Source organism: Mesobacillus boroniphilus JCM 21738, from assembly GCF_000517385.1.
Taxonomy (GTDB): Bacteria; Bacillota; Bacilli; order Bacillales; family Cytobacillaceae; genus Mesobacillus; species Mesobacillus boroniphilus.
Genome location: NZ_BAUW01000026.1, coordinates 12,471 through 25,779, shown reverse-complemented (window position 1 = coordinate 25,779; position 13,309 = coordinate 12,471). Strand labels below are relative to the sequence as shown.

Genomic DNA, 13,309 nt, shown 5'->3' with positions numbered 1-13,309 from the left:
AATCTCACCGAAAAATGTGTCGTTTTCTGTTTTTTCAGTATATTCACCTATAAAAAAACAGCTAACCAACCCGAAATTCAGCTGATTAGCTGTTCTTGACTGCAAATTATACTAAATGAATGTCTCGTAATTCACTTAGCATTTCCTCAAATTGTGATTGATCGTAAAAGTCATCAATCTCCCAGTTGTCTAAAATCCAATGGACCACCTCAGTTGAAGAGTTGAACACCTCACCGCTTGAATCGTCTTTCTTAATCATATAACGTCCATTGTCTTCATCAATCGTCACTTCACAGGGAAAGGCATTCCCTCGGCACTTCAATAAATATTCCACTGTTCAACCCTCCTCCTTTTAAACACCTGTTTTTTGCTGTTTCAACAAAAGGACTGAAAAATATTTCCTTGCATCTGGAGTGAGGATTTGCAAGGTTTCACTCTCTCCTTCTTTGTTTTCTAATTCTACAAAGGCCCCACTTAAATTCTCGGTGATATTTTTGATGCTGTAGCCCTGCTGGATCATAAAATCCAGCCGGTCTCTTTCCTGTAAAAATTCCTGGTACTCTGACAATGATTTCACGCTCCCATTAAGTATTGATAGGGTTTGTCGCCTCTGGAACTACAACCGTCTCAACACCTTCTTCTATGCTCCAGTCGCGGCCAACTGTGATACCAAGGTACTTTTCGTCACTTGGATCCTCGATTTCCGCTTGCTTGTATTTCTCGAACCACCAGTATTTCGCCAGTACATAGTAGGCAATCGCGCCGACAGCAAATCCGACAATGAACGAGTAGGATGGCATCATATAAGCAGCCGCTCCGCCTAAGATCCATGCAATCATTCCTGCCATATTGAATCCATTCAAATACCTGAATTGTCCATGCTCCTCATACAGTTCCTGGACATTTACTCGCCTTTTGCGAAGAATATAGTAATCCGTGAAAAGGATGCCTACGATCGCTGATAAAATACCGCCAATGACAAGCAATGCAGGGATGATGATCCCGAACAGACTCCATGGCTGAACAATGATCCCAACGATACCCGCCATGATGACACCTACCAGAAAGGAACCTTTGGTCCGCCGACATTCGAGAAAATCGTTGCAGCCGGGATGACGTTTGCAGAAGTATTTGTTGACCATTGTGCTAATACGATCATTAGTAAAAGCACACCTAAAATAAATCCGTTTGCCGCCTGCTGAAGTCCAACAACAGGATCATAATTCAGGACGGCCACATAGGAGACCGCACCAATAATCACCATGAATGTATTGACGATCGGCATGGCAATGATGCTGCCCGCGATTTGCGCTTTATTTCTCTTGAGCCAATTCCGCTCGTTTTTAGGTGCCTTAAAAAATCTCGATAACGACGGCATATCAGCCGCCAGTGTTGCCCAGAATCCCATATTCGCCATGACAACAACCATGAACGCGGTGAACGCGGCACCGCCGGTCACTGGACTTTCCACCCACACCCAAATGTCTCTTCCCTCTGCCATCGCTTTATCAGACAGCGACACATACATCCAGGAAGAAATGATGATGATGATTGGAGCTGCCAGATCAGCAAAGCGCTCAACCGCTTTGATGCCAAGAGCAGTATTCACAAGCTGTACAGTTGCAAATAATGCGAAGCAGATGAACCAGTTATCAAAACCATACAATAAATTCAGGATTCCATTGATAGCAGTTGCGCCAAAGTAAGTGTTAATCCCAAACCAGCAGGATGCGGTTATTCCGCGCACTAGTGAAGGAATATGAGTCCCGAACGTTCCGAACGGCGCCCGCATATAGACCGGGAACGAGAGCCGTGTTCCACCCCGATATCACCGATAATCGTCATGAAAATCCCGATAGCGACGGAACCAACGAGCGTAGCAACAATCACCCAGCCTAAAGGCAAAGTTTGAATCCCAGATCCGCCAATCGCAAACGCAGCCAGGACTACAGCCATTCCGACCCAGATGACAGCAAAACCGAATGCACTGATTTTCCTGTCACCATGTGAAATTGGCAGTAAATCAGGCGATTTCAAGTAACTTCCTTTTTTACTCATTCAGACACCTCCAGGTAGAATAAACTTAATTTTCTGAATTCAAAAGACGGTAGGAAACAATGAGCACAGGCAAATTCCTAATACTCACCTCCAATAAGTTATCAAAATGAACAAGATTCAGCAGCAAGGGGAAATCCCCCTTGCTGTGGTAAATGGGATTCACTGTCTCGAATTCTTGAAATTGATTGCATGGTGTCCTGGATTTATAAAGTTAGAGTTTCCTTTGTCAGGTTTGCTTTTACCTCGCCATATTTAGCACGCTTGAGGAACTGGCCTGCACCTGGCTTTCCGACAAATGTTTTATCGCGAATGACAAACTCTCCTCGAGATAAAACGGAAACAGGCTCACCTGTGACCTTCATTCCTTCAAACACACTGTAATCAACCGCCATATGGTGGCTCTCCGCAGAAATCGTTCTTTCGACTGTAGGATCAAAAATGACAAGATCGGCATCTGCACCGACAGCGATCGTTCCTTTTTTCGGATATAACCCAAATAACTTGGCAGCCTTTGTGGAAGTAACATCGACAAATTGATTAAGCGAAATCCTTCCCTTTAGGACTCCCTCAGAGAAAAGAATCGAAACGCGGTCTTCAACAATTGGGCCTCCATTTGGAATCTTCGAGAAATCTCCTCGTCCCAGCTCCTTTTGCCCTTTAAAATCAAATGAACATTGGTCCGAGCCTACAGTTTGCAGCTGTCCAGTCTTTAAGGCATTCCACAATACTTCCTGATTCCACTTTTCACGGAGCGGAGGTGACCAGACATATTTTGCACCTTCAAAGTCTGGCTTTTCCAGGTAAGATTGGTCGAGCACCAGATACTGAGGGCAGGTTTCTCCCCACACATCAATGCCTTTATTCCTGGCTTCAGCAATTTTCCTTGCAGCGTCAGCGCAGGATACGTGGACGACATAAAGCTGGGAATTCGCAAGTCCTGTAAATGTCGATGCCCGTTCAGTCGCTTCTCCTTCGATTTCCGCCGGCCTCGTTAAGGCATGATAGATCGGATCCGTATTCCCCTGTGCCAGCGCCTGCTTTGTCAAATACTCAATGACATCGCCGTTTTCGGCATGGACCATGACAAGGGCGCCGAGATCCTTGGCGGCAATCAGTGTTTTGAATAATGTTTCATCATCCGCCTGCAGGACATTTTTATAGGCCATAAAGACCTTAAATGATGTGATCCCCTCCTCATTAATTACTGAAGGAAGCTGGCTGAGTACATCATCATTGATTTCACCGATCATCAAATGGAACCCATAGTCAATTACCGACTTCTCCTTCGACTTCGCATGCCAAGTGTCGATCGCATTTTTCAACGGAGCCCCTTTGTCCGTCAAGCAAAAGTCAATAACGGTCGTCGTCCCGCCAAACGCAGCAGCAATCGTCCCTGTTTCAAAATCATCCTTCGTGACCGTCCCGCCAAATGGCATCTCAAAATGAGTATGCGGGTCCACTCCCCCAGGGAAAAGATAGCAGCCTGTTGCATCCACGACCTCCGCTCCCTGATCGTTAAGATTATCGACAATCATGCTGATGACACCATTTTCAACCAACACATCTGCACGGAACGTATCTGTTGCCGTAACAATCGTTCCATTCTTAATCACTTTTTTCATGCATTCTCCTCCTTTAAAAAGCTGGAAATTTTAGTTCTTTCATTGCTTGCCTGTTCGCAACCGAAAAACAATCACTTAGGTACCGGGTCTACACCGCAAGCCAGGGCTCCAAGCGCTGCCTGGCGTTCATTCCATGTCATCGGCGGCAGCCCGCTCTTGACCTCGACCATATCAATCGCCCCATCAACCGGGCAGACAATCGAGCATAGATTACAGCCAACGCAATCCTCTTCCCTAACCTTCAAATAACTCTTTCCGCTATCATCCTTCAGCATATCGATACATTGGTGCGATGTGTCTTCACAGGCAATATGGCATTTATTGCAGTTAATGCAAGAATCATTATTAATCCGTGCCACAATCTTATAGTTGAGATCCAGGTCGCCCCAGTCAGAGTATTTCTGGACAGACTTGCCGACCAGATCCGAAACCGAAGCAATTCCTTTGGCATCAAGATAATTGTTCAGACCTTCTATCATATCTTCAACAATCCGGAAGCCATGGTGCATCGCGGCGGTACAAACCTGTACGCCTGTTGCGCCCATCAGCATAAATTCAACAGCATTCTGCCAGTTGGAGATGCCGCCAATACCGGAAATCGGTACATGGATTCGCGGATTTCTGGCACACTCGCCGACCATGTGCAGGGCAATCGGCTTCACCGCTGGGCCGCAATAACCGCCGTGTGCCCCTTTCCCGCCAACATGCGGCACGGTATCCCAAGTATCAATATCGACCGCCGCGAGGCTGTTAATCGTATTGATCATACTGATGGCATCCGCTCCGCCTTCGACCGCTGCCTCAGCCGTCAAAGTGATATCCGTGATATTCGGAGTCAACTTCACGATGACTGGAGTTTTGGCGACTTCCTTTACCCAGTAAGTCTGCTTTTGTACAAGCTCAGGCACCTGGCCGGATGCCGCACCCATTCCGCGTTCAGCCATACCGTGAGGACAGCCGAAATTCAATTCAAGTCCATCGACGCGACATCCTCCACACGCTTCACAATCTCATGCCACTTTTCCTGCTTCGGCTCGACCATCAGGGAAGCGATGATAGCATGATTTGGGAATTTCTTCTTTGTTTCATAAATTTCTTTTAAATTCACCTCGAGCGGCCGGTCGGTAATCAATTCAATATTATTGAAGCCAGCCACTTTCTGGCCGTTGAAACTGACAGCAGCAAAACGGGATGAGACATTCAAAATCGGATCGCCAAGCGTCTTCCAGACAGCGCCGCCCCATCCCGCTTCAAAGGCACGCTGAACCTGGTAGCCCGAGTTCGTTGGCGGAGCAGAAGCCAGCCAAAACGGATTCGGCGACTGGATTCCTGCCAAATTGATACGTAAATCTGCCATGCACTTACCTCCCTTTGTTTATTACGCTGTTTCTGGAACCGGCTTCGACGACAGCTGATGAATCGCGTAGGCAGTGTCCTTGCCCTGCTGAGCTGCAGAAACAACCATCGCTTCTCCCTGTCCTTTGCCAAAAATGACGTCGCCACACGCGAACACTTTCTGATTTGAGGTCTGATACGTTTCGGGATCAATCTTTACGACACCGCCCCGGTGCTCAAGTCCAAATGCTTCCAGCAATCCGACATATCGTGATTGGCCAATCGCCTTAATTACTGCATCAACTTCCAAAAGGAACTCTGAGCCATCCAACGGTACCGGTCGCCGGCGGCCATCCTCACCTGGTTCACCCAGCACCATCTTCACGCACTCAATCGCCTTGACCTTTCCGGTTTCATCCCCAATAATCCTCACAGGTGCCGTCAGCCAGCGGAATTCTACACCATCCTGCTTGGCAAAATCATATTCAAAATCGTAGGCCGTCATTTCTTCAACCGTGCGGCGATAGAGGATCTTAACGTTTTCTGCCCCAAGCCTTACAGAACATGTCGCACCATCAATCGCTGTATTCCCAGCTCCGATGACCACAACCTTTTTGCCTAACAATTGGTAGTCGATCGGTTTCGTTTTTGTCGCCTTGACAAATTCAATAGCGTCATAGACACCCTCTAGATCTTCCCCATCGATGCCAAGCTCTGGCACCTTTGACATCCCGACAGCCAAGATAACAATGTCATGCTGGTCCATGATTTCCTCAACGGATATATCGACTCCGACTCTTGTATTGGTACGGATTTTAACATCAAGGCTCTCAACCTGCTGTACTTCCCAGAAAGAGATGGCCTGCGGAAGCCGGAATGATACGATTCCGTAAGTATTCAGCCCGCCTGCCTTATCCTCCGCTTCGTAAATCGTTACATCATAACCGAGCAATGCAAGCTCCCTTGCTGCTGATAAACCAGCAGGGCCGCTGCCTACGATGCTACAGCCTTTCCATTCTTTTCGCCAGCATGGAAAAGGACCTGTTCATTCCTGATCGCCCAATCTGTTGCATAGCGCTGCAGATTTCCAATCATGATTGGCTTGGTTGAATGGTTCAGAACACACGCACCCTCACACAGCTCTTCAGTAGGACAGACACGCGAGCAGCTTGCCCCAATCGGATTTGCGGTCATGATCGTTTTCGCTGAGCCCTTCAGATTTCCAGAAGCAATCTTTTTTATAAAAGCAGGGATATCAATTCCCGTTGGACATGCCTGGATGCATGGCGCATCATAGCAGTACAGACAGCGATTGGATTCCTCGACTGCTTCCTGATTCGTCAGTCCTGGATGGACTTCCTGAAAGTTCACTTGCAGATCTTCATATGAAATTTTCGAGATATTCCCTTTACTCAAGCAAACAACCTCCCCTTTTTAAAAGAACGGACAGAAAGAGGCTTTACATCCGCCTACTGTAAAGCCTTCCTGGTCTGATGGTGGTTATGGTAAAAGTGCTGTCATATCTTCATACGTTTCCGGTCGTCTGTCACGATAGAACTGCCAAGTATCACGGACTTCCCTTATCAACTTCTTATTCATTTCACCGATAATGACTTCATCTTTATCACGCTTCCCATCGCAATAAAATTGCCGCGAGGATCAACCAGATAAGATTGGCCATAGAACTCGCCCATATTCCATGGACCTTCCACGCCAACGCGGTTGATAGCCCCAACATAATAGCCATTCGCGACAGCATGGGCAGGCTGCTCCAGCTTCCACAAGTATTCAGACAAACCGGCAACTGTTGCGGACGGATTCAATACAATCTCCGCTCCCTTTAATCCTAGTAATCTGGCACCTTCAGGGAAATGACGATCATAGCAAATATAAACACCTATCTTCGCAAAAGCCGTATCGAACACCGGATAACCGAGGTTGCCTGGTTTGAAATAGTATTTCTCCCAGAAGCCGCAGCCTGATCCCCCACACCAACATGCGGGATATGCTGCTTTCGGTATTTTCCTAGATACGACCCATCGGCATCAATTACCGCCGCAGTATTATAGTAGGTTGCAATCCCCTCTCTCTCATAAATAGGCAGTACAATGACAACGCCCAGTTCCTTCGCCAGCTCCTGGAACAGCTTCGTCGTCGGCCCATTCGGAATTTCCTCAGCGGCGTCATACCATTTTGGATTCTGTTCCGAGCAAAAATACGGACCATAGAAAATCTCCTGGAGGCAGATGACCTGTGCTCCTTTATCCTTCGTTTCTCTTACCAGCCTGATATGCTTCTCGATCGCCTTCTGCTTATGAACCTCCACCGGCTCATGACCATCTACATCATTAGATGCCTGGATCAGCCCTATTTTTACAGTATCCGACATTCTGATTCCCCCTGATATATAGTTTGTCGTCGCATTTTGTAAGCGTTTACACATTTCCTTAGTAAACGACAAATCTCTTGGTGTTTGACATGGTATGTACTACTATAACCCCCTCTTTTTGTTTTCAGAATAATTAGAAACTTATGTTCATTTTACAGTTTACCAATTTTGTTTGCACTATACATAATGTTAAAAGATGTACAGCGTGTACTGTTCATTTTGTAAGATACATAAGAAAATACCAGAAGGATTAGGTATCTTTCTGGTATTTTTGTTTATTCCATATTCAGAAAATTCATGTATAATAGAGAAAACTTTTAAGGAGACATGAAAATGTACACTTTTACCAAAGATTCCGTCGCTGGTTATAACAACCGGCCTGTACCATTTCAGCTTATCAAACAAAATAAGCAAACAGGTTCTCTAGCTGTGATGCTACCTGGTAGAGGATATACTGTCCAGGGTCCGCTATTCCATTATTCTACCGGAGTTTTTTTAAATAAAGGTTTTGATGTCCTTCATGTTAACTATGATTATAATACTGTTCAATCGGGATCTTTAACCTTGGAAGAAGAAATACAGCAAATAACCGAAGATGTCAATTCAGTTCTTGATCAAATTCTTAAGGACCAACCATACGGAGATTATACTTTGATTGGGAAATCATTAGGAACCATTGCACTGTCTTCAATAGTAAATCGAAAAGGTTTCGAAGACGCCAAGATAGTCTGGCTTACTCCGCTTTTGCAGTTGGATTATGTTATGGATAAGATGCTTTCATCCACACAAATTGGGTTATGCATCATCGGCGATGAAGATCCATATTTTATAGCTGAAAAATTTGAGAAACTTAAAGATAAGGTAAATATGCAGACACTATTAATACCTGGAACAGAGCACAGTCTCAACTATTCAAATCGGCCGGTTGATTCGATTGATGTACTGAAAAAGGTAATAACTGAAATTAGCAACTTTTAAAGAATAAGCAAAAAGACCAATAATGACAATTGGTCTTTTAACTATTCATATGGAATTTCTTCCTGATATGCCTTTTTGTATTTGTTCAGCATTTCTTCTTTATGTGCTTCACTTTCAATCATAATGTCTCCGTAAACCGGAACAACTGTATGCCAGTTCTGTTCCTCATTCTTCCCGGATACAAATAAATAGCTTTCTCCTTCTTCAAGCAACTGGTCATTCTCCACCAGTATCAAACTTTCCCCTTCATAGCCCCCCTGCTGATTGACTGTTACCTCACCTTGCAATTCACCCTTAATATTCTCAGCAACCTCCACTTTGAACTGTGTTTCTAGCATTCCATATTTATCTGAAGTTCCTGACATCTCAACTACTTTTCCAACGAACACATTGTCAGCCCATCCAACAAGCCTTTGAGGGTCAGTAACATCAAAAGTTTCCTGAACTACATCCAAGGCGTCATTCTGGTTTTTCACATATATAAAAGCCATTCTGTAAAGATCCTGCTCATATTGCTGGAAAAGCTCCAGAGAGGCTTTGTCATTTCCCTTCTGTGCTTTTTTAATTAATTTCAACAACATATGACCCCCTTGTGTGCGTTCTTAATCATTAGACGGAAGTTTCGCCAGTTTGGCTTTATTTTCCTTTGAAAATAAGAAACTTTTTTTATACAAAAAAATATCCTGCAATAAGCAGGATGGAACCCTATTTAACCGTAAAGCTTTTCCATACATCGGGCAGAAGAGACTGATATTTGCGCTGTAAATATCGATCATCTATTAATAAAATCGTGCCTGTATCTTCTTCTGACCGTATGAGTCTCCCGCCAGCCTGAAGCACTTTGTTCATGCCTGGATAAACATAGGCGTAATCATAGCCATTTTTGCCTGTAGAGGAAAAATGGTGCTTGATTAGATCGCGTTCAAAACCTATCTGGGGAAGACCTACACCCACGACAATTACTCCATTCAGTCGGTCACCCTTTAAATCTACTCCTTCTGAAAATACACCTCCGAGGACGGCAAACCCTACTAATGAACCTGATCCATCTGCTTTAAAGGAGTCCAGGAATGTTTCACGTTCGGCATCTGTCATTCCTGTACCCTGTACAATTGTAGGAATGCCGTGATTGCCAAGATTCCATTCTTCCAATACCGAATTAAGATATTGGTAGGATGGAAAGAAGATTAAATAGTTTCCTGGGTTAGTCTGAATTGTCTCAGACAGTGTTTTGACTATTGGCTTAATCGAGTTTTCTCTATCTTTGTATCTTGTCGATAAGGGCTGAATAATTACATTGGATTGATCACTTGAAAACGGGGAAGGAATACGGAGAACATAATCATCTTCGTCTCCACCCAACATATCCATGTAATAACCAATTGGACTCAAAGTCGCCGAAAAGTAGACACGGGACTTAAAGTTTTTACCTGCATTTTTGATGAGATATGAGGGATCAAGGCAAAATTGCTTTAATTTAACTTCATTCCTTTGAACCTCTGCATATAAAATGAACCTTTCGTCAAATAGCTTGCTGATTCTTTGCCAGTTCTGCGCCGCGAAATAGGTTTCAAGCAAAAGCTCCGAATCCCGTGGACTCTCTCTTAGCAATTCTTTTTCAGCATGGTCAATGAATTCCAACACTAACTGATTAAACTCCGAAAGTGATTCCTTGAACTCAACCGTTTTAGACGGTTCAGCCTGCTTTCTTATTCTAATAAAGAAATCGTTTAACTGCTTGCAATTTCCATGGATATTTTCGTTTCTCCCTTTGAACTCCCTTTTAAGCTGCAAAAACGGCGCCTTATCCAAAGTTGAGGAAAACATATCCCTGCCTCTGTCAACCAGGTTGTGGGCCTCATCGACAAGAAGCACAGTTTCCTTCTTGTGATCATCAAATAAACGTTTTAAAGATACTTTCGGGTCAAAGATATAATTATAATCACAAATGACTGTATCAGCCGCATATGCAAGGTCCAGAGAAAATTCGAATGGGCAGACTCTATGCTTGACGGCGTATTTTTCAATACAAAGCCTGTCTAAAGAGTTTTCATTATGCAGAATATCGAGTATTGCTTCGTTTATTCTGTCATAATAGCCATTTGCAAACTCACAATGCTCCTTGTTGCATATCCCTTGTTCAGTAAAACAGACTTTGTCCTTTGCCGTTATCGTTACTACATTCATATGAAGGCCTTTGCGGAACAGGTGACTGAAAGCTTCCTCTGCTGTTTGCCTTGTCGTTGTTTTGGCAGTCAAGTAAAAAAACTTTTTCAGGTGGTTTTTTCCGATTGCTTTGACGGACGGAAAAATTGTTGATATTGTCTTACCGATTCCTGTAGGAGCACTGGCGAAAATAGTCTTTTCTTCCTGGATTGTTTTATACACTGAACCAGCAAGCTGCCGCTGCCCCTTTCGGTATTGAGTAAAAGGGAATTCCAGATCTTTTATGCTCTGGTTTCTTTTCAATTCATGCCCTAAACGTAATTTAGCATAAGGAGCAAATACAGAAACCATGTTCATTATGGCTTCTTTTAGCTCACTATTGTTCCGGGTTCTTATGAATCTTTTCTTTTCGCCAGAGGATTTCTGTACATATGTAAGCTGGATATCGATACAATCAAGTTCATGTTCCTGCAGATACATATAGCCATAGCATTCTGCCTGGGCCCAGTGAGCAGGATTAGTATCCTCATCGATAAGGTCAAGGCTTAACGAGGTTGATTTTATTTCATCAATGGTAGTACGTCCGTCATTTGAAAGTACACCGTCACATCGTCCTTCTATAATAAAACATAGACCTTCATGCTCTATTTCAGTCTTTAAAAAACTTCACTTTGATCATGTTCGTTATATGTATTTTGGACCTCACGATGGATTCGTGAGCCTTCAGTAAAAGATGAAGCAGTCCTGAACCCAGATACGATACTCCCGCTTCTATGTACATACTCAGCCAAAGTTCTTACCGGTATCTTGATTTGATTCTTCATCCACTCACCTGGCCCATTAGTTAAATTATAATTTAATTATAGTACATACGTTCCTCTATATCCAATCATATAAAAATCCGCCCCAGTAAATCCTGGAACGGATTAATATCTTTTACCAATGGCGTGTATTTTCAAGTAAGCGGTCAATTTCAATTTGGTTCAGTGTAAAACTTAGTTCCGTTTCAGCAATTTCCGTTGTCTCATCCAATAGCTCGTCAATGTCCATGCTAATTGTTCCCATACCGAACCTCCTCATATATTTCAGCTAGACTGAATGTATGTCCGTCTTCGTGAAATAGTTCGTTTATTATATGAGGGTTCTGGGGGTAAATTAACATCATGAAAATTTTCCCAAGTTGTTGTTAATTTGAAAAGGACCACTTTTTATGGAATCATAAAAAGTTATAAAGTTCTTGTCATCATAATCTGCTATAAAAACAAAAAGGCCTAATTAGGCCTTTTTGTTAGCTACTCATGCTGGAGGTAAAATTGGTGGCATGCCCGCTACTAATACTCCTAGTGCCATAGCACTTGTCATTAATGCTGTTAAAATCTTTTTCATACGAATTTCCTCCTTAATTGATTTTTTCTATATATTTTACTGCTTGATCAAACCTTCCCATCTGTCGATAGTGATTTGATAGCATTTTGTAAAACCAAATTAATTCTTCACTTTTACCATCCATTTCTTCAAGAAATGGTATTACTTTGGTTTCTGAGTAGTCTAACGATTTTTCTGGAGAGTCCAAAGTCATTAAATAATAATTTGCTAACATTCTATACTTTCGGTTTTCTAGATTCTTAGATAATTCGTATACTTCCTCAAAGGATTCCCTTGCTTTTTCTTGATTTTGCAACTCGTATTGGATTTCTCCAATTGAATATAGAGTAATGAGATAGTGTTGTGTTCCTTTTGTTTGTAAAGATAGGCTTTTCTCAAAAAAGAAAATGGCTTCTCGATAGTTCTTAAGCTTTTTTTGAAGGTAACCCATATTGTGATATATTTCGGGTAATAATTTTTTTTCCTGTAATATCTCTGCGTTTCTGATGAGATTTTTATAGCAATCCTGCGCTTCTTCATAAATCTTAGAATTAGTATAGTTAATTCCAAGCAACATCAACACATGTAGGATTCTTTTAAAATTGTGGTGTTCCATAAATTCTTGCAGTGCCATCTTCCCATAATAAATGGCATAACCTAAATCTTCTGGAGAAGTTTTAGCCAAAGCACGATGATATAGTAATTCTCCATCGGGTATGTCGAACTTTGATCCCCTGCCAATGGTGTCTAAGATCTCATCTGCTTTCTTATACATTCTCTTCTTTAATAACATTACAGCATGAAGATAGGAAAATAAAGCCATTTGAGGTTGGGAAAATATTTTCTTTTGTTTCTTTAATAATTCATATTGTTCTTGGGCTTCGGTGAATTTGTGTTTGAAAATTAAATACCTAAATTTGGTAAGTTCATATGTATGTAGATTTGTAGTAAAAGGAATAATTCCTTCAAATTCTATTAGCATTTCCATTGCTTTATCTGCTTCTTCATCTTGGATAAAATCAATTTTTTCATTAAGTTCTTTAATAAGCTGCTTAATCTGCCCTTCATTTTCCGTGATGGATGAAAGGTTGACGCCGAGTCTCTCGAGCAACAGGCCCATTGTTTCTTCATTGGCTTCCTTCGAATTGCTCTCGATTTTGCTTAAATGGGGAACTGAACATATGCTATTAGCCAGTTCCTTTTGAGTTAAGCCTTTCTGGATCCTATAAAATTTTATGAGTGGTCCGAATTGCATACGTTCACCTACCGTTTTTCTTTTAATCTACCATCTTTTCTAACATTTTAAACAGACCAAAAGTACTATTTTCTAAAAATTCTATATTTTATAAATTGTTTCTTCTTATATTACAACAAATCATTAAATAAAGCCACCCGG

At 42.5% G+C, this 13,309-nt stretch carries 7 protein-coding genes and 5 pseudogenes; 1 reads left to right on the top strand and 11 read right to left on the bottom strand.

Annotation, left to right across the window (positions count from 1 at the left end; genetic code table 11):
* Positions 1-106 precede the first annotated feature (106 nt).
* The 7 genes and pseudogenes from JCM21738_RS09580 to JCM21738_RS09550 all read right to left on the bottom strand — a co-directional run bounded on the left by JCM21738_RS09580 (position 107) and on the right by JCM21738_RS09550 (position 7,404).
* Positions 107-334 carry a hypothetical protein gene (locus JCM21738_RS09580; RefSeq protein ID WP_023614027.1) on the bottom strand — a complete coding sequence of 76 codons (228 nt, stop codon included), beginning with the start codon at positions 332-334 and terminating at the stop codon, positions 107-109.
* A gap of 18 nt (positions 335-352) precedes the next feature.
* On the bottom strand, positions 353-568 hold the full coding sequence (locus JCM21738_RS09575; protein WP_023614026.1) for a hypothetical protein: 216 nt from the start codon (positions 566-568) through the stop codon (positions 353-355).
* 16 nt (positions 569-584) lie between these two features.
* Positions 585-2,058: pseudogene (locus JCM21738_RS09570) on the bottom strand (NCS1 family transporter).
* Positions 2,059-2,261: 203 nt separating this feature from the next.
* Positions 2,262-3,680, bottom strand: a complete 1,419-nt coding sequence (hydA, locus tag JCM21738_RS09565) for a dihydropyrimidinase (protein WP_023614023.1) — start codon at positions 3,678-3,680, stop codon at positions 2,262-2,264.
* Positions 3,681-3,751: 71 nt separating this feature from the next.
* Positions 3,752-5,037: pseudogene (gene preA / locus JCM21738_RS09560) on the bottom strand (NAD-dependent dihydropyrimidine dehydrogenase subunit PreA).
* A gap of 21 nt (positions 5,038-5,058) precedes the next feature.
* A pseudogene (locus JCM21738_RS09555) lies at positions 5,059-6,407 on the bottom strand (NAD(P)-dependent oxidoreductase).
* 108 nt (positions 6,408-6,515) lie between these two features.
* A pseudogene (locus tag JCM21738_RS09550) lies at positions 6,516-7,404 on the bottom strand (nitrilase-related carbon-nitrogen hydrolase).
* A 327-nt stretch (positions 7,405-7,731) separates the two neighbouring features.
* On the opposite strand from JCM21738_RS09550, the gene JCM21738_RS09545 reads away from it, so the two are divergent.
* Positions 7,732-8,382 carry an alpha/beta family hydrolase gene (locus tag JCM21738_RS09545; protein ID WP_148296086.1) on the top strand — a complete coding sequence of 217 codons (651 nt, stop codon included), beginning with the start codon at positions 7,732-7,734 and terminating at the stop codon, positions 8,380-8,382.
* Between the two features lie 41 nt (positions 8,383-8,423).
* On the opposite strand, the gene JCM21738_RS25690 is transcribed toward JCM21738_RS09545, so the two are convergent.
* The 4 genes and pseudogenes from JCM21738_RS25690 to JCM21738_RS09530 form a co-directional block, all read right to left on the bottom strand.
* Entirely contained in the window at positions 8,424-8,963 is a 540-nt protein-coding gene (locus JCM21738_RS25690) for a hypothetical protein (protein WP_232215858.1), read from the bottom strand.
* Positions 8,964-9,087: 124 nt separating this feature from the next.
* Positions 9,088-11,372: pseudogene (locus JCM21738_RS09535) on the bottom strand (ATP-dependent DNA helicase).
* Positions 11,373-11,484: 112 nt separating this feature from the next.
* Positions 11,485-11,613 carry a hypothetical protein gene (locus JCM21738_RS26720; protein WP_023614016.1) on the bottom strand — a complete coding sequence of 43 codons (129 nt, stop codon included), beginning with the start codon at positions 11,611-11,613 and terminating at the stop codon, positions 11,485-11,487.
* Between the two features lie 334 nt (positions 11,614-11,947).
* The gene (locus tag JCM21738_RS09530) at positions 11,948-13,168 is read right to left on the bottom strand and encodes a helix-turn-helix domain-containing protein (RefSeq protein WP_023614014.1); all 1,221 of its coding nucleotides are present in this window, start codon (positions 13,166-13,168) and stop codon (positions 11,948-11,950) included.
* Positions 13,169-13,309 lie beyond the last annotated feature (141 nt).